This window comes from Terrimonas ferruginea DSM 30193, assembly GCF_000425585.1.
Taxonomy (GTDB): Bacteria; Bacteroidota; Bacteroidia; order Chitinophagales; family Chitinophagaceae; genus Terrimonas; species Terrimonas ferruginea.
The window spans coordinates 30659-48758 of the sequence record NZ_KE384400.1 but is presented as its reverse complement, the minus strand read 5'-3'; the positions used below and the strand labels follow the sequence as shown (position 1 = coordinate 48758).

Here is an 18100-nt window from a genome sequence, read left to right as displayed (position 1 = left end):
AGTCTTTTGCTTTTCAGTGCGGTAGTTTTTCCCTTATTCTTCCATATACCCATGTGCCGGCAATGGCACTCAATAACGTAACCACTATCACGGTGGCGCCTGTACCGATCTGTGCAAACAACGGACCCGGGCAGGCGCCTGTTATTGCCCAGCCCAATCCAAATAACAATCCGCCATATACCTGGCCTTTACTGAATTTTTTCGGATGAATACGTACGGTTTCTCCGTCAAGTGTTTTGATGTTGAATTTTTTTATCAGCCATACCGATAACATTCCCACCACAATCGCGCTGCCAATAATGCCGTACATGTGAAAAGATTGTAACCGGAACATTTCCTGTATACGGAACCAACTGATTACTTCGGCTTTTACAAACAATATTCCGAAGAAGATTCCGACCACTGCATATTTGATGAGCTGATACCATCTTTGTGCAGTAGCAGCTTCCATCTGCGAAGGCATTTCACCATCTGTATCGCGTATTCTTTCTTTCATCAGAGCTTCAGTATATAAGGTAAAATAAGATTGGCCATGATCAGTCCTCCGGCCATAAAACAGCAAGTGGCCACCAGCGAAGGCCATTGCAGGGTAGACAAACCCATAATCGCATGGCCACTTGTGCAGCCGCCGGCATACCGGGTGCCGAAGCCCACGAGAAATCCTCCACCCACCATCATGAGCAGTCCTTTTGTTGTGGCGAGCGCGGGCCAGTTAAACAGATCCGCCGGCACAAGATGATGATAGTCGTAAATGTTATAAGTGGCCAACTCGGTTTGCAGGGCCGGTACTACTTTTACCGGTGATGGATCGGCTAATAGCGTAGTGGCAATAACAGCCCCGATGAAAATGCCGCTCACGAAGAAAAGATTCCAGGCTTCACTTTTCCAGTTGTATTGAAAAAAAGGAATGTTGGCAGGCAGGCACGCTGCACAAATGTGCCGCAGCGAAGAACTGATGCCAAATGATTTGTTGCCCAGCAGTAATAATACGGGCACCGTCAGTCCAAGCAGCGGTCCGGCTATATACCAGGGCCATGGCTGCCGGAGCCATTCAAGTAAACTCATGTCCGGAATTTTTGCAAAGTTACAAACAACCGGATGAGTGATTAGTTGATTTTGAAATCCCAGCCGGGTGTGAGTTCCACGCTGGAGTCGTATAAATATTGAAGAAGGAATGTTTGCAATTCCGCCTGTTTTTTGCTGAAAGCAACCAACTCCAGCAGGAAGCGACCTTCTTCCTTGAGTTGAATTTCAGCCTGAACAAAATCGAGAACCAGGCGCTTGGTTTCCTTTGAAGTACCTGCGGCAGGCATAGGGTGTTTTGCTTATCTGTCTGTAAAAACTATGCCAGTCAAGGGTTTCGGCACATAATGGGGAAATCTTTCAAAAGTCAAAAGTCAAAATTCAAAAGTCAAAAATGTGAAAAGACGCAGCGTTCACGCAAAGGCTTAATTAAAACTTAATACTTATTACCGGCTGTTGCTCTGATTATCAAATTTTCAAATTGCCTAATCAGCCCATTGCCGTCCTGCATTACTAACAGACGTTCGGCTAAAATTAATTTACCGGCAGCAGGTTTTTGTCGTATTTGCCGTCTTAATCAAAACCACATTCCACCATCAACTGCCTTATTTTGAAACGACTTGTCTGCCTGGTCATTTTTGCCGCATTCTGGCCCTGCCTGCTTCAGGCACAGCACAAAACAGCATTGCGCGGTAACGTTACCGATTCGAACGGTGCTCCCTTACCTTCCGTTACGGTAAAAGCCTTCTCCGCAACAGACAGCACTACCGGCATTACTGACGACAACGGGATATTCAGTTTACAATTGGCAATAAAGGATTCGGTCCGGCTGGTCGTGTCGGCCGTTGGTTACCAGGCTTATGACAGAACGAAAAAATGGTCTGCTGCGGAAGCTGCCCTTTCTTGGGGCACTTTATCATTAACCCCCGATGCATCGGTATTGGGCGAGATCATCGTCACTTCCGTTAATCCGATCACCGTTAAAGAAGATACTATCGAATACAAAGCCTCTGCTTACAAAGTAAGAGAAGGCGCACCGATAGAAGATGCCATTAAAAAAATGCCCGACATCACGGTGGATAAAGATGGACAAATAACGGCGCAAGGCAAACCGGTCAGCCGTGTCCGCGTCAACGGAAAAGATTTTTTCGGTGGTGATGTGCAGACCGCCACACGTAATCTTCCCGCAGATATAGTCGACAATATCCAGATCATCGACGATTATGGCGATCAGGCAAATCTTACCGGCATCAAATCCGGCGAGCCGGAAAAAATTCTCAATATCAATATCCGCAAAGACCGTAATCGCGGTTTGTTCGGTAACGCTACCGTCGCCGGTGGAACAGAAGGCCGCTTTACCGGAGGGATCAGCGCAAACCGTTTCAGAGACGAGCAACAATTGTCACTGCTGGCTTCAATCAATAATACCAACACGCCCACTTTCAATTTCGGCGGTGGCGGAAGAGGCGGTGGCATGCGCGGCATGAATTTTAATACCGGCGGCGGATTCGGCGGCGGTATCACCACCATGCGTTCGGCCGGTCTCAATTTCAGGGATCAATGGGGCAAAAAGTTATCGGTTTACGGCAGCTACAGTTTTACCTCATCGAGCAGCCGCAATGAGTCTACTTCTTTCTCCCAGGACATTAACCCACTCAATATCCGCAGCACCAACAGGAGCAGCAACAGTGAAGGCAGTTCGCTCAACCAGCGGCTTACCCTGAATGCAGAGTACAGGCCCGATACCATGACGTTTATAAAAGTGTCGCCTTACTTCTCTCATAGCAAATCTGAACAAGAAGGACGCAGTCAATCGCTGATCCAGCGGCCCCTGTATCAAACATTGCAGAACAGCCGCAATGCGAACGAGTCTTCTTCTATCAATACCGGCGGTAACTTTTCTTACAGCCGCCGGTTTAAGAACAAAGCCCGCAGTCTTAATATCTCGGGGGAGTTCAATTATTCTTACCGCAACCAGGACCAGGAGCAGCATAACCGTTATCAGAATACGGATTCCACTTATGTTCCTGTGCTGGAGACCGATACCATTCAGCAGCAGTCCATCAACCTGCACAACGTCAACACGCAAACAAACCTGAAAGCCAGTTATACGCAGCCCCTGATGACACGCCTCGTGCTCGAACTCAGTTACGACTGGAACAGATCTGTTACGCGTAATGACCGCACCGTAATCGATAATGATCCGTTTACCAATATCAAAGCTTTCAATCCCGACCAGAGCAACTATTTCGATTATTCATTTATCACCAACCGCATCGGTACCAGTCTGAAAGGATCGGGTATTAAGTTTAACTATGTGGCCGGCGTTACATTGCAGCCGATCCTGCTGGAAGGCGAATCGGTAGGAAAAGAGATCCGGACAAGGTACAGCAACTTCAATGTGATACCGGTAGCGCGTTTCGTGTATAATTTTTCCAGAAGCAATACACTGACGGCTACCTATGGTGGTCAGGCGCGGCAGCCCGGTTTCATGCAACTGCAACCGGTGGCCGACAGTTCCAATCTCAATAATATCGTGATCGGTAATCCTGATCTGGAAGCGGAACAAAACAACCGGTTTACCCTTCAATACAATAAGTTTGATTCAAAGAGTGGCAACTCGCTTTTTGCCAACGTATCTTTTGATCAGACCAATAACAAGATCGTGAGCAACCGCTTCAATAGTACGAATGGTACGGGGCGTACAACTACTTACCTGAATGCGGATGGTTTTTATATGTTGTCGGGCAATGCCTCTTATACACGTCCGTTTAACAAACGAAAATATACAGCTGGTGTAAGCGTGAACGGCCAGTATAATAACAATATTTCTTTCACCGACAATCTGCGCAACCGTGGCAACAACTGGTCGGTGAGGCCATCGGCAAACTTCCGCGTAGACCTGGAAAATATTATCGATGCATCGCTGAATGTCAGTTATTCGGTGAGCCAGACCACTACCCGTTATACGGCCTTTACGAATGTGACCAAAGCGCGTACGCTGAATCTCGGATTGAATGGCCGTAATTATTTCTTCAAAGACTTTACGTTGGGATATGATGTAACGCAGATCTTCAACTATGGTTTCAGCCGCAGCGTCAACAGCAATCCGATTGTGGTGAATGTGTACACGGAATATCGGTTCCTTAAAAATAAAATTGCAACCGTGCGCCTGCAGGGATTCGATCTGTTTAATCAGAATACGGGTATCAGCCGTGATGTGTCGGAAACTACCATCATCGAAAGCCGCTCGCTTCGGCTCGCGCGTTATTTTTTACTCTCGCTTAATATCCGTTTGCAAAAGTTTGCAGGCGGTAACAATCGTCAGCGTAATGGTTCCACTGAAAGACCGCGCGGCAGCGGAGAGAATCGACGCAATGGCGGCGGAGGTAATGGCGGTGGCGGAAGATCAGCGCGTTAATGACTCGATCAGTGTCTCGTGTTGCGGATACTGTGCGATGAGTGTGGTGCGATCGGCTAATTCCAGGTCAGTAAATAAAAATCCCGGTGCAACGGTACAACCGACCAATCCGTAGGACCCTTCGCCGGTAAGTCTGGATCCAAACCAGCTTCCTTCGCGGATCACGCAGAAAGGCATTTGTCCTTTCGTCGCATCGGTGCCCAGCAAATGGGTAAGCAGTGTACCGTCTGCCAATATCTCATAAACAGCTACTGCATCTCCTTCATAAAAATGCCAGAGCTCATCTGCGGTGATACGATGAAAAGCGGAGAAGGCGTCGCCGGTTAATAAGAAATAAATATGCGTAGCCGCAGAGCGGGGTGTAGAGGAGAAGCCGGGTTTTACTTCGGTGGTTGAGCGGTATACTTCGCGATAGTAGCCGCCTTCGACATGCGGCTCGAGTGCAAGCCGGTCGATCCAGTATTCCGCAGAATACCGTTGGAAAGGTTCAAGATCAAGGTTCAATATAAACGCGTTTACCGTTGAGAGCTGTCAGTGAATCCAGGATACGGGTGGTATCGGCACCTGCGGTAGGTATACGTAAAAACAAGGTATAGACGACAGAGTCGCGTGTTTCCATTTGTATCGGCCACTGATAACTTTTGAGTTTGTTGTACCGGTCGAATGCACGTTTGCCGCCGGCTTTTTCCACCACATATTTGTATGTGCCGCCTGCATCGATTTGTGCCGCAGGTGTTGCTGTTCCTGGGGGAATGATGGCAGCGGTGTCAGGTGAAGGCGCTTGTTGTGTGGTGGTATCCTTTGTAACTACGCTGTCGGTATGCATTTCCATTACGGAAATGTTGCGTTTGTTTTTCGACAGGCGGTATCCTCCGTAGATGGCTATACCCAGTCCGCTCAGCAACAGAATGCCGATTAATGGACGCAGGTAAGCGGGCTTGCGTTTTTTCTCCGTGAAAAAGGAACCGCTGTATGTTTCCGTTTTTTCTGATTCCGGTTTGGCGTTTTCTTCCCGTTGCGTGCGCTCGGGTATGCGTTCGCTGATGGCGATACCGGGTGTAAAAGAATATTCTCCCGGACGAAGGCGCAGAAGTGTGCCGATGCCTTCGAACAGGAAAGGTTTGCCCATGTTCAGGAACTGCAATGCCAGTTCGATATGTGATTCGAGATCCGATTGTGCAAGCGATTTCATTTTTCCCGTATTGAGCGACACATAACTGATCAGTTCAGGATCGAGATCGCGCAGGGAAGGATTGTTCTCAAAATGAATATGCGTGAGTGGCTGTGGGCGTTTGCTGTTTTCGGGCTCAGTCACTGCCTGGGGATCGAGGATAAAAGTGCCGATGCCAGGTAAGTTCAATTGCTTGTGGGCATAAAGGTATTGAGCCAGTAGAGGGGTAATCTTCACAGTTTTTCAGATTGGTGCCACAATATAGATAATTTGTGCGGGTAACGCAAGCCCAAAGAGGGATTGTGCTACTTTTGCGGCATGCTTACGGACGAGGAAAAGAAATTTATCCGCTACTGGGAAGAAAACCGCCTGCGAAAAAAGAAAGTGGTGCGGAACATGGCCGTCGGATTGCCGCTTGGGCTGCTGTTGGTGATTGCCATTTTTGCCAATTTCTTTTCGGGTTGGTACAAAAGGGCCGATATGGTGCTTAATACCGATTCCTCCCTGATCATGGTATTGTTGGTGGCCTCTGTGCTGATCGTCGTGTTTTTCTCCGTTTTTTCTGCCAGGCACCGCTGGGATATCAATGAACAACGCTACCTGGAACTGAAGCAGCGGGAGAATTGATTTTTTTGTATTCTTGCAGCGCATTTGGACAAGCAGTTGTCTTTATCCCTGTTACACCCTTAAAAAAAATTGCTTTGAGAAAAGTATATGTATTCCTTGCCGTTGTGTTGATCGCTGTTTCTTTTTCAGGTTGTCTGAAAGACAAATCGTGCAGGCCTCGCTCTGTTCAAAGCGAAGCCCCTCAGATTGAAGCTTATGCAACCTTGAAAGGCTTCAATGTAATCAAGCATTCTTCCGGTCTTTACTACGAGATCCTGGATCCGGGTACCGGCGCAATCCCTACCGATAATTCACGCATCACGATCACTTACCGCGGCGAACTGCTCGACGGTTATGTTTTTGATCAGATGACATCTCCCAATACTGAACCCTGGTATCTGGCCAACCTCATCGAAGGCTGGCGTATTGGTGTGCCGCTGATCAAAGCCGGTGGCCGCATCCGCCTGATCATTCCTTCGGCACAGGCATACGGTTGCTCACAGGTAGGCGTTATACCTCCCGATGCTCCGTTGTTCTTCGATATCAGCCTGATCAACGTTCAATAATCTCCGGAAAGCTTTCGCCGGCGGCGACAGGTTTGTTGTAACTTCGTTCTTTAAATCAACAACTTGTCATACGAGCCTATCTCAGTATTCGATATGTTCAAGATAGGTGTGGGGCCTTCGAGTTCCCATACACTTGGACCCTGGCGCGCTGCCCAGCAATTTGTAGAGGAATTGCGGTCAGACGGCGTTCTCCGGCAGGTAACCGATCTCCGCGTTTTATTGTATGGTTCCCTGGCAAAAACCGGGGTCGGACACGGTACCGACATTGCCGTGCAACTCGGCCTGATGGACGAGGATCCCGTTACCATCGACGTGGAGCAGATCCAGCCAAAGATCAATGACATTGCCGGCAGCAGGCGATTGCTGTTGGGAGGTGTGCAGGAAATTGGTTTTAATCCTCCCATTGCCATAGAATTCCTCTATACGGAAGTCCTTCCTTTTCATTCCAATGCGCTTAGTTTCCTCGTTACGCTGGAAAACGGCGAACAACGTTCCTCCACTTTCTACTCTATCGGTGGCGGGTTTGTGGTAAAAGAAAATGAAACTGCCTCCGCACAACGCCGTTCGCAACCACCGTTTCCCATCAACAATGGCAAAGATCTGCTGCACTGGTGCATCAAGACCGGCATGGCCATTCACGAAGTGGTAGCTGAAAATGAGAACAGTTGGCGCCCGGAAGAACAAACCCGCGCCGGATTGATACAGATATGGGACGTGATGCGGTCATGCATGTATCGCGGTTGCCATACCGAAGGTGTGTTGCCGGGCGGACTGCAGGTAAAACGCAGAGCTGCGGGTTTAAACAAAAGATTGCTGAAAGGGAAAAGCTATGCAGATTATGAAAGCTGGGCAGACGCCATTCGCGAAGGCGGCAACAACTTTGGTTATATCCTCGATTGGGTGAGTTGTTTTGCCCTGGCGGTGAATGAAGAAAATGCTTCTTTCGGCCGCGTGGTCACCGCGCCCACCAATGGTGCGGCCGGCGTAATCCCCGCCGTGTTGCAATACTACCTTATCTTCTGCGAACGAAAGGATGATGCCGATATCAATGGTAAAATTCTTCGCTTTCTCCTTACGGCCTCCGAGATCGGAAGCATTTTCAAAAAAGAAGCAACCATTTCTGCCGCCATGGGCGGGTGCCAGGCAGAGATCGGCGTATCGTCGTCGATGGCGGCGGCGGCGCTCACGGAAGCGATGGGCGGCACGCAGCGTCAGGCGATGATGGCCGCCGAAATTGCCATGGAGCATCACCTGGGTATGACCTGCGATCCCATTGGCGGACTGGTGCAGGTACCGTGCATCGAGCGCAACACCATGGGAGCCATCAAAGCCATTACGGCCTCACAACTGGCTTTGCAAAGCACACCTGATTTTGCGAAAGTGTCGCTGGATGCCGTGATCAAGACCATGTGGGATACCGCACGGGATATGAATTACAAGTACAAGGAAACGGCCGACGGAGGACTGGCAATAAACGTTCCGTTGAGTTTGCCAGAATGTTGATGTTGGTTACCCGGGAATAAGTCCCGCCGGCCGGATAAGAATGGTTAAGGGTTGCCGAAGTAGGGTGTAAGGTAACAATTGCCGTTGCTGCAGACAATCGCGTGAACAGGGGATATTGGGGAAGTTAAACAGCCGTTGTAAGTATTAAGTAATAAGTATTAAGTTAACAGCCGGGCTGTATATTCACGATTCACCTCACACCAGCCGCTGTCTCAACGCCTTAGCCACCGCTTCCGCCACCGAATTAACATGTAATTTTTCGTAGATCTTTTTGATATGGCTGTTAACCGTATGAATGCTGATAAAACATTGCGCAGCAATCATTTTATGGCTTAGCCCTTTCACCAGGCAGCCGAGTATTTCGCGCTCGCGGGGAGAGAGGTCAATGCGCTCGTTGTTTTCAATAAAGGTGTTTTCCCGGAATGCCCGGATCACCTGGCGCGCCACGGAGGCCGTCATGGCCGCACCGCCATTGTGTACGTCTTCAATCGCCTGCAGTATCTGCTGCGGGGTGGATTTCTTTAAAATATAACCAGAAGCGCCGGCACAGATCGACGCGAATATCTTTTCATCATCATCAAATACCGTTTGCATCAGTATCTGGATATGCGGGAAATGCAACCGGATCAACCGCACACCTTCGATGCCGTCCACACCCGGCATATCGATATCCATCAACACTATATGCGGCTGAAGATGTTCAATATCACGAACCACATTGCTGCAATCCGGGAACGTACCCGTACAACGGATATGCTCTGTTCCATTGATGAGCAGTGCTAGACTCTCTCTCCGGAATTCATTGTCGTCATACACGACAACCTGGATGATTTGCTGGTTCATGTCTTTCAAAAATAGATGATTGACCTGTCACATACTATCCCTAATTCAAGTGAGTGGTACAACCAGGTCAATAGTAGTGCCTTCGCCGGGTTTGCTGTCGATATTGATCTCACCTTTCATGTCGGCCGCACGTTGCCGCATGTTTCTGAGACCATTGCCCGATGAACGCGTTTGCATATCGAAGCCTTTGCCATAGTCGCGGATCGCCAGATGAATGGCCTGTGCCTGGCGGAACAAACGGATGTCCACTTCGGCAGTGCCGGAATATTTTACGATGTTGTTGACAGCTTCTTTGAAAATGAAGTAAACATTTTTCCGTTGCTCCATCGATAATTTTTGCGTCAGCAATTTTTCATCGGCTTCAAATCTTACATCTATTTCACGCGCTTCCAGCACCGGTATGGCAAACTCACGCATGCGCACGATGATGTCATCCCATGAGTCGTGTTGCGGGTTTACATACCACACAATATCGTTCATGCTTTCCATCACCTGCGACGATCCTTTGTAAATCCGGTCGAGCAACGAACGTGCTTCACTTTCCGCTTCTACTTTTTTCCGAGCCACATCGCTGTAAATATTGATGCTGCTGAGCGTGGCACCGATCTCGTCGTGCAGGTTGCGGGAAATATGATCCCGCACTTCATATAGTTTTTTCAACCCGCGGATACGATAACGGTAGAAGGCATATGCCAGCAATAAGATCACCAGCGCTACCATGCCGATAAACCAACCCGTTCGGTGAAAAGGGGTTTGTATCCTGAACGCGAGACGCGCCGTATGTCTCGACGGTTGATCGGCAAAAGAAACCGGCCGCAATTCCAGCACATAGTCACCGGATTCCAGTGAGGTGAAGTTAATACTGTGATTGCCATGCAGCCGCATCCAGTCGCCTTTGCCATTGCGCAGCAAACGGTACAGGTAACCGGTCTGTTGCTCGTTAATATAAAAAGGAGCCGTAAAGGATACACTGAATGAATTGCGTTGCGGGCTAAATGTTAACGAAGTGTCCCGCGCATAAATACTGATGATGCTGTCGGGAAAAGTGATTTCCTTGATATAGATATCCAGATCATATCTCTTCTCTTCATGCATTTTCATTTTCACTCCGCCAACATCGGTTGCAGCCCATAAAAAACCGTCCTGGGTAAACATGCTGCTGATGTGATTATTGAAACTGTAATGTTTGCTCACATTACTCACCCTGTAGGTTTTTGCCAATGGTCTGATGCGGTTGAATCCCGTATTGGTTCCCACCCATACGCTGCCGTCGGCAGATTGGGCGATGCAGGTGATGAAATTATTGCTTAATCCTTCACGCGTGGTCAACACGGCTTTACGTGTGACGCTATCCGGTGTGATGCCGAAAATATACAAACCTTCGAAGCGTGTTCCCGCATACACATCGCCTTCGCGGCTCTGCATAATGGTGAGGAAACGGTTGTAAGAACTCGTGGAGTCGAGAATGCGTTTTAGTAAACGGGCTTCGTATTTATTGTTCTTTTTTTCCAGGGCAATACGGTAAATGCCATCGGAGAACGTACCAACCCACAAGCGGTCGAAGCGGTCTTTCATCAGTGAGCGTACGTCTTCGATGGTGTCGCTCAATGGAACGATTTGTTCGTCGTGCATCAACGCAAGTGAATGGCGGCCGCCCAGAATGACGGTGCGGTCGTCCCAGGTAATCATGCGGTGATAGGTTTCGGGAACTTTGCGGGCAGGTGTAACAGAAGGTTTGACACCATTGGTACGTATCGTAAAAATATGCTCCGGTGTGCTGACCCAGATTTGTTGCGGCATCACGGCAACGCCAAGCGGAATAGTTTCAACCCCGGCAGGATAGTTGACCACGCGGGCAGTGTCGCCATCCATGTAATACAATTTTTCCCGGCCAAAAAACCAGATGCGTCCCGTGGCGTCGGGACAGGTATAGTGAATGTTACCAGCTTCGATACCGTTGTTGCGGCCATAAACGATGAGGTCGGTATTGTTGAGTTTGTCTACCCCGAAATTGGTCCCCACCCACCAGTTCTGATCGCGGTCGATGAACACGCAACGGACAGCATTGGCCGACAGTCCATTCTGCCGGTTGATCATGGAAGAGCTGCCATCGCGGTGATAAATGACGATGCCATAGTGTGTAGTGCCGATCAGCAGGCTGCCGTCGGCCGGATTGGTGGTGAGACAAAAAATATCTTCGTTCGCCAGGAATGCGATGGAAGGGGGAAGCGCTTTGAAAACGATTTTACCGGCAGCCAGCGCCTTGCCGTCGAGGCGGCAGAAACCCCTGGAGTCGGTGCCCAGCCATACATCGCCGTCGGCAGCAGGAGCCATATCGGTAACCGAAATGGACTCGACGGTTTCGTCGAGTTTGTTGAAATGCTGTCGATCGATGAGCCCTACCGGAAAACCTTTGCGGCCCACGAGCAGGTTATTGCCAACCGGCAGCAGGAAATGCACGATGCGTGCCTTGTCGGCAAGGCCGGTAACAATGGCCTCGGTTTGTGTGCCCCGCAGTTTGTACAGACCGGCATCGGTGCAGAGAATCGTATCACGTCCAAGGTCGGTGTAGATGTTGTTGACGTCTACCCTGTTTTTCAGGATAGTCTGATGAAGGTTGCCCTTTTCCGCCATCAGCAGGTGTTTGTTGCCGGTATGATTGATCCACAACTGGGCAGGTCCCAGCGGTTTGATGCGGAACACCGGCTGCAGGTCGCCGGAGCCGGGAAGATTGACGGGCAGGAGCGTACTGCCATCGTATACGCAAAGACCGCTGTTGGTGCCGAAGTAAAGAAAACCGAGATTATCCTGGCCGATGGACTTGACCACGTTGTTGGGCAGGCCGTTTCTGAAAGCGTAGTTCTGAAACCCGTACTGCTGGCCATGCAAACCGCCTGCAAAAAGCAGGGAAATGAACAACAAGAGCAGGATAGGTGTTTTGGTCATATACAGAGCTGAATCTGAACGCTGAACTTAAAAATAAGGATTTCATAAGAAAGTGCGTTCGTTCACTTTTTTTAACGAAATTTGCCGCATTCAAAACAGTAAGTATGGCGATAGAAATAAAAGTTCCTACGGTTGGTGAATCGATCAGCGAAGTAACCCTGCTCAAATGGACCAAAAAAGACGGCGATTATGTGGAGCGCGATGAAGTGATTGCGGAGCTGGAAAGTGAAAAAGCCACTTTTGAGGTAAATGCGGAACAGGCTGGTGTATTGAAAACCGGCGCCCAGGAAGGTGATACCCTCAAAATCGGGGATCTGCTGGCGACTATCGACGAAACTGCTGCCAAACCAGAAAAAAAGGAAGAGGCGCCCGCTGCAAAACCTGCTGAAGCACCCAAAGCAACTGAAGCGTCCAGGCCACAACAGGCTGAACAGCCTGCTGCCAAGCCCGCCGATGTAAAAGCTACCCCGGTAGCTTCTGCCATCATTGCCGACAAAAAAGTAAATCCTTCTACCATATCTGCCTCAGGAGCCGGAGGAAAAATCCTGAAAGACGACGTACTGGCCGCATTGTCCAATCCCGGGCGCAAATCATTTGACGGAGGCGAACTTTTCACGCGCAACACCCGCACGGAAAAGATGAGCAACCTGCGCAAAACCATCAGCCGCCGCCTGGTAGATGCAAAAAATACCACTGCGATGCTCACCACTTTCAACGAGGTGGACATGGGCCGCATCATGGAAATCCGCACCAAATACAAAGACAAATTCAAAGAATCACACGGCGTTGGCCTAGGCTTCATGAGCTTCTTCGCCAAAGCCTGTGCAGTTGCTCTTTCCGAGTGGCCCGCTGTGAATGCTTATATCGACGGCGATCAACTGATCTATCACGATTATGCCGACATCAGCATTGCGGTGAGCACACCCCGCGGTTTGACCGTACCGGTGATCCGCAATGTGGAAAGCCTGAGCATGGCAGACATTGAGAAGAAAGTGATCGAGATGGCGAACAAAGCCCGCGACAGCAAGCTCACTGCGGAAGAACTTACCGGTGGCACTTTCACCATCACCAATGGTGGTGTATTTGGTTCGCTGATGAGTACGCCGATCATCAACATTCCTCAATCTGCGATCCTCGGTATGCACAAGATCCAGGAGCGTCCGATGGCGATCAATGGCCAGGTGGTGGTACGTCCGATGATGTATATCGCACTGAGCTACGATCACCGTATTATCGACGGCCGCGAATCGGTGAGCTTCCTGGTACGCGTGAAGGAATTGCTGGAGAATCCCGAGCTGTTGTTGTTCGGCAAAGATCCGGTACGCACGCTGCTCGAGCTCTGAGACGGTCATAGCCCGCGATGAGTCGCTATTATTCCTATATCAATACTTCGGTTGATATCCTGCGTCAATACGACGGCGGGGAGCCTTTTGCGTCCTTCCTGAAGAAGTTTTTTTCCAAACAGAAAAAATACGGGTCGCGGGACCGGCGCCAGATCGGCCAGCTTTGTTATGCGTGGTTCCGCCTGGGACATGCGCTGCGCGAAATGCCGGAGACGGAGCGTTTGCTCACGGCGTATTTTTTTTCCGTCACAACCCCCGATGCACTGCTCACTGAATTAAAACCTGAATGGGCCCCACACGTACATGTTTCTTTAGCGGAAAAAATCACGTTAACAGGTACTGCCTTCCATCCGGAAGATATATTTCCCTGGCGGGAGAAATGGAGCAACGGGCTGGATGAAGAAACCTTTCCCGCGTCACACATGGTACAGCCTGACCTGTTCCTCCGCATACGGCCGGGACGTAAGAAAGTTGTTGAACAAGTTTTGTCCAACGCAGGCCTGCCTTATGCGGTAATACATGAAGATTGCCTGGCCCTGCCTAATAGTTCGGCATTGCAGGACCTGCTGAAGATCAACCGCGATGTGGTGATACAAGACCGCAGTTCGCAGGAGATAGGGCATTGGCTACGCGGAATCGAGATATTCCGGCCCCGGCAGGTATGGGATTGCTGCGCTGCCAGCGGTGGAAAGTCGATCCTGCTGCATGATTATTTTCCCAACATTGAACTGACCGTTTCCGATATCCGGACTTCCATTCTGCACAACCTGCGCGAGCGTTTCCGCGAAGCGGGGATAAAACAATACGGCGATTTTGTGGCTGACCTCACCAATCCATCTGCCAATCTGCCGGCGCAGCAATTTGACTGTGTGGTGGCCGATGTACCCTGCACGGGCAGCGGTACCTGGGGGCGTACACCGGAGCAATTGTATTATTTCAAACCCGAACTGATCGATGCTTATGCCGCCCGGCAGCAGCAAATCCTGGAAAGAATAATGCCGTCGGTGAAAAAAGAAGGTTTTCTGCTCTACATCACCTGCTCTGTTTTTCACCGCGAAAACGAGGAGAAACTGGCTTTCATGAACGCCCAATCCGGCTGGGAATGCGTTGACAGCCGGTTGTTTAGCGGCTATACGCATAAAGCGGATACGCTTTTTGGAGCTCTCTTCAGGAAGGTGTGAGACATAAAGCCTAAGGTATAAGGGTGAAGTCATAAGGCATAAGGTTTAAGGTGAAAACAGCCTTATTCTTTATTGAGCAATCACTCATTGACGATTGACGATTCACGTTTCACGATTGACAATTCCATATTGCGTATCTTCGCGCGGTTTTTATGAAATATCACAACGAAATACAACGCAGGCGCACGTTTGCCATCATCAGTCACCCTGACGCCGGTAAAACAACGCTGACAGAAAAGTTTCTGCTTTTTGGTGGTGCCATCCAGGTGGCGGGTGCCGTTAAGAGCAACAAAATCAAGAAACACGCTACCAGCGACTTTATGGAAATTGAACGTCAGCGGGGTATCTCCGTGGCCACTTCCGTAATGAGCTTCGAATACAATAACATTCTCATCAACCTGCTCGATACGCCGGGTCACAAAGACTTTGCGGAAGATACTTACCGCACGCTCACGGCTGTGGATAGTGTTATCCTGGTAGTGGACAGTGTGAATGGCGTAGAAGACCAGACGCGCCGCCTCATGGAAGTGTGCCGCATGCGCGATACACCCGTGATCGTGTTTGTCAACAAAATGGACCGCGACGGCAAGAACCGCTTTGACCTGCTGGAAGAAATTGAAAAAGAACTCAGCCTTTCCTTACATCCCATGACCTGGCCCATCAACAGCGGCAAGGATTTCAAAGGTGTATACAACCTGCACGATAAAAACCTCCTGCTTTTCACGGCCAACACCAAAGGCGGCGATGAAGACAGTTTTTCCATCAGCGATCTCAACGACGCCGTACTCGATCAGAAACTTGGTGATACAGATGCGGCTTCACTCCGTGAGGATGTGGAACTGGTAGACGGTGTACATGGTGAGCTCGACGTAGAAGAATACCTCGCGGGCAAAGTGGCACCTGTGTTTTTCGGCAGTGCCATCAACAACTTTGGGGTAAAGGAAATGCTGGATACATTTATCCGCATTGCACCTACCCCGCGCAGCCGCGAAACCAGCACACGCATCGTAGACGTGGAAGAAACCAAACTTAGCGGTTTCGTATTTAAAATTCACGCCAACCTCGATCCCAAGCACCGCGACCGGATCGCGTTCTTCCGCGTTTGCTCCGGTAAGTTTGAGCGTAACAAATATTTTCATCACGTTCGTCTCGATAAAGAAGTGCGTTTCAGTAATCCTTACTCCTTCATGGCGCGGGACAAAAGCATCATCGAAGATGCATACGCCGGCGATGTGGTGGGTTTGTTCGACACCGGCAACTTCAAGATCGGTGATACACTTACCGAAGGCGAGGATTTTTATTTCACCGGTATTCCTTCCTTCTCTCCCGAGATATTCAAGGAAGTAGTGAACAAAGACCCGATGAAGACAAAACAATTGGAGAAGGGCTTGTTGCAGTTGACCGACGAAGGTGTGGCGCAGTTATTCACTCAGTTCGGTGGCAACAAGAAGATCATCGGTTGTGTGGGTGAACTGCAGTTTGAAGTGATCCAGTACCGCTTACTGCATGAATACGGTGCGTCTGTTACATTCAACAGTCTTCCGTTTTACAAAGCGTGCTGGCTTACCAGCAATGACAAGAAAAAGCTCGAAGATTTCGCGCGTTTCAAACTGGCCAATATCGCCGAAGACAAGGACGGGCAGATCGTTTACCTGGCGCAAAGCGAGTGGTTCCTCAACACCGAGCGTACCAACAATCCGGATATTGAGTTTCATTTTACGAGTGAGATTCACAAGCAGGAGTGAATGGTGAATCGTGAATCGTCAATGGTGAATCGTCAATCGTCAATCGTCAATGGTCAATCGTGAATCGTCAATGGTGAATGACATAAAGAAAGAGGTTCGTGATACACGAACCTCTTTCTTTATTGCTCCGGGCTGTTATACTTAAAACTTATTACTTACTACTTATCACCGTACAATCAGCTTCTCGGTCTTGCGCTGACCGTTCTGATCGGCTATTTGCAGATAGTATACACCTGTAGCCAAGGAAGAAGGCATGGGCAATTGCAGTATAAGTCCGCTGCCGCTATTGACCGCACGGCTCCATGTTGCCACGCGCGCACCTGCCGCATTTGACAAAGTTACGTTGAACTGGGCCGGGTTATTGTTGTTGAAGCGCAGGGAAATTTCGCTGCTGCGGTTTACTACTGTCGGGTAAACGGCGAGACTGGCTGTCCAGTCGTTACCGCATTCGCCCTGCACACGCAGTGTATTGCTGTAGCTCGAACGTCCATCGATATCAACCTGACGGATGCGTACAAAACTTTGTGCAGCAGGCAGCAGGATATCCGCTTCATACTGACGCGTGGTCTGGCTGTTGCCGGCGCCTGTTACACGTTGTACAGAAGTAAAGTTGATGCCATCGGTGCCGGCCTCCACTTCGAAGAGTGCATTGTTTTGTTCGGAACCGGTGCTCCATTGCAGCAAGGCACGGCATTGACGCGGAGTAGCGGTAAAGGAAGTGAAGTTAACAGGCAATGGTGCATTGGGTGATGCCACACAGGCTGTTGCATCGCCACGGCTGTCGGCGGCATAAGTGCCGGGCAACAGCGTGAGTGCGCCTGTAGCGATGTCTACTGAATAAGTGCGTCCGCGGTCAACCTGCAGTGCATACAGCACACCGTCTCCGCCAAAATACATCCCACCCATTTCGCAGGTGGTGGCACCGGTGCAACCTGCATAACCATTCGTGATGTTGGAAGCCGGAGCAGAGGAACAAACCGCTGTATTGGTTGCCAGATCGATGTAGAAGAGTTGGTTTTCTACACCGAAGAAGGAATACAAACGAGTTTTCTGTGGATTCAGCGCCAGGTCCTGGAACAATCCTGAAGGTTCGGGTGTGTTGGCCGGATTTAAGGCATAAGCAACCGTTGCCGCAACAAATGCATTGAAGGCTGCGCTGCAGCCGCCACTGATCGTGATCGGTGTGTAAGTGGGGGTTATGCTGCCACCGAAAGGAACGTTGTCGATGTTGAAGCGACCGAGATAAAACGTGTAGGCCAGTGGGAAAAGATTGGTTACCGTTACGGCCGGAACAAAATATTCGCCGGTTAACGGGTTGATGTCAGCCGCAAAGGAAACAACGGCTTTCGCGAGTGCATTTCCCGAAGGGGTATTGATCGTGCCCCAAAGCGCGGCCACGCCATCGCCACCAATTCTGTACAAAGATGCGTTGGTGTTGGTGCTGGGAGCCGGTGCATTCATCGCCCACAGGTAACGTTTACCCGGACGCGCATCCATACCCAGCGCATTCAATGAAGCCGCTCCGGTGCCGGAACCGATTGCCGTTACGGTGCCACTTGAATTGATGGAATAAAGCGTGCTGGAAGGCGTAGTTGTCTGCGGGTTGAGCACTACATAGCCAGTGCCTGCACAATCGGGAAGTACCGGTTGCGACGGCTGGGCAAAAGCCTTACCGATACCGACAGCCATCAGCAATACAAAGAGTAGATTTCTTTTCATAGATGAGTTATATATAGTTTTTGAATAGATACA

General features: G+C 49.8%; 15 protein-coding genes. 7 read left to right on the top strand and 8 right to left on the bottom strand.

The genetic code is table 11. The features are described 5' to 3' along the window. Window positions 1-13: 13 nt before the first annotated feature. The 3 genes from H608_RS0116740 to H608_RS0116730 are packed head-to-tail and all read right to left on the bottom strand — an operon-like array spanning window position 14 to window position 1313. Window positions 14-496, bottom strand: a complete 483-nt coding sequence (locus tag H608_RS0116740; RefSeq protein ID WP_155990217.1) for a DUF6691 family protein — start codon at window positions 494-496, stop codon at window positions 14-16. After that, on the bottom strand, window positions 496-1065 hold the full coding sequence (locus H608_RS0116735; protein ID WP_028788692.1) for a YeeE/YedE family protein: 570 nt from the start codon (window positions 1063-1065) through the stop codon (window positions 496-498). Before H608_RS0116735 ends, H608_RS0116740 begins: the two co-directional genes overlap by 1 nt. A 41-nt stretch (window positions 1066-1106) precedes the next feature. Next, the gene (locus tag H608_RS0116730; RefSeq protein WP_028788691.1) at window positions 1107-1313 is read right to left on the bottom strand and encodes a hypothetical protein; all 207 of its coding nucleotides are present in this window, start codon (window positions 1311-1313) and stop codon (window positions 1107-1109) included. 320 nt (window positions 1314-1633) lie between these two features. Here H608_RS0116730 and H608_RS0116725 point away from each other — a divergent pair, with 320 nt between their 5' ends. Next, window positions 1634-4444, top strand: a complete 2811-nt coding sequence (locus H608_RS0116725; RefSeq protein WP_028788690.1) for a TonB-dependent receptor — start codon at window positions 1634-1636, stop codon at window positions 4442-4444. Here the strand turns inward: H608_RS0116725 and H608_RS0116720 are convergent. Next, complete coding sequence (locus tag H608_RS0116720) at window positions 4433-4948, bottom strand: cupin domain-containing protein (protein WP_051268403.1); 516 nt, start codon at window positions 4946-4948, stop codon at window positions 4433-4435. The genes H608_RS0116725 and H608_RS0116720 overlap by 12 nt on opposite strands. Next, window positions 4938-5852 carry a hypothetical protein gene (locus H608_RS0116715; RefSeq protein WP_155990216.1) on the bottom strand — a complete coding sequence of 305 codons (915 nt, stop codon included), beginning with the start codon at window positions 5850-5852 and terminating at the stop codon, window positions 4938-4940. Before H608_RS0116715 ends, H608_RS0116720 begins: the two co-directional genes overlap by 11 nt. Before the next feature lie 81 nt (window positions 5853-5933). Between H608_RS0116715 and H608_RS0116710 the strand changes: the two genes are divergently transcribed. From H608_RS0116710 to H608_RS0116700, 3 genes are all read left to right on the top strand, one after another. Beyond that, window positions 5934-6242 carry a hypothetical protein gene (locus H608_RS0116710; protein ID WP_028788687.1) on the top strand — a complete coding sequence of 103 codons (309 nt, stop codon included), beginning with the start codon at window positions 5934-5936 and terminating at the stop codon, window positions 6240-6242. A 74-nt stretch (window positions 6243-6316) separates the two neighbouring features. Further along, complete coding sequence (locus H608_RS22730) at window positions 6317-6787, top strand: FKBP-type peptidyl-prolyl cis-trans isomerase (protein WP_051268402.1); 471 nt, start codon at window positions 6317-6319, stop codon at window positions 6785-6787. Window positions 6788-6850: 63 nt separating this feature from the next. Beyond that, complete coding sequence (locus tag H608_RS0116700) at window positions 6851-8290, top strand: L-serine ammonia-lyase (protein WP_028788686.1); 1440 nt, start codon at window positions 6851-6853, stop codon at window positions 8288-8290. A 195-nt stretch (window positions 8291-8485) separates the two neighbouring features. On the opposite strand, the gene H608_RS0116695 is transcribed toward H608_RS0116700, so the two are convergent. Beyond that, window positions 8486-9133 carry a response regulator transcription factor gene (locus H608_RS0116695; RefSeq protein WP_028788685.1) on the bottom strand — a complete coding sequence of 216 codons (648 nt, stop codon included), beginning with the start codon at window positions 9131-9133 and terminating at the stop codon, window positions 8486-8488. Window positions 9134-9178: 45 nt separating this feature from the next. Continuing rightward, entirely contained in the window at window positions 9179-12079 is a 2901-nt protein-coding gene (locus tag H608_RS0116690; RefSeq protein WP_028788684.1) for a sensor histidine kinase, read from the bottom strand. Window positions 12080-12183: 104 nt separating this feature from the next. Between H608_RS0116690 and odhB the strand changes: the two genes are divergently transcribed. The 3 genes from odhB to H608_RS0116675 all read left to right on the top strand — a co-directional run bounded on the left by odhB (window position 12184) and on the right by H608_RS0116675 (window position 16348). After that, complete coding sequence (gene odhB / locus H608_RS0116685; protein ID WP_028788683.1) at window positions 12184-13422, top strand: 2-oxoglutarate dehydrogenase complex dihydrolipoyllysine-residue succinyltransferase; 1239 nt, start codon at window positions 12184-12186, stop codon at window positions 13420-13422. A 17-nt stretch (window positions 13423-13439) separates the two neighbouring features. Continuing rightward, the gene (locus H608_RS0116680; protein WP_038008874.1) at window positions 13440-14603 is read left to right on the top strand and encodes an RsmB/NOP family class I SAM-dependent RNA methyltransferase; all 1164 of its coding nucleotides are present in this window, start codon (window positions 13440-13442) and stop codon (window positions 14601-14603) included. Window positions 14604-14755: 152 nt separating this feature from the next. Continuing rightward, on the top strand, window positions 14756-16348 hold the full coding sequence (locus H608_RS0116675; protein WP_028788681.1) for a peptide chain release factor 3: 1593 nt from the start codon (window positions 14756-14758) through the stop codon (window positions 16346-16348). 165 nt (window positions 16349-16513) lie between these two features. Here H608_RS0116675 and H608_RS0116670 read toward each other — a convergent pair whose 3' ends face one another. Next, window positions 16514-18067: a T9SS type A sorting domain-containing protein gene (locus H608_RS0116670; protein ID WP_081658927.1), complete on the bottom strand. Its 1554-nt coding sequence runs from the start codon at window positions 18065-18067 to the stop codon at window positions 16514-16516. Window positions 18068-18100: the final 33 nt, after the last annotated feature.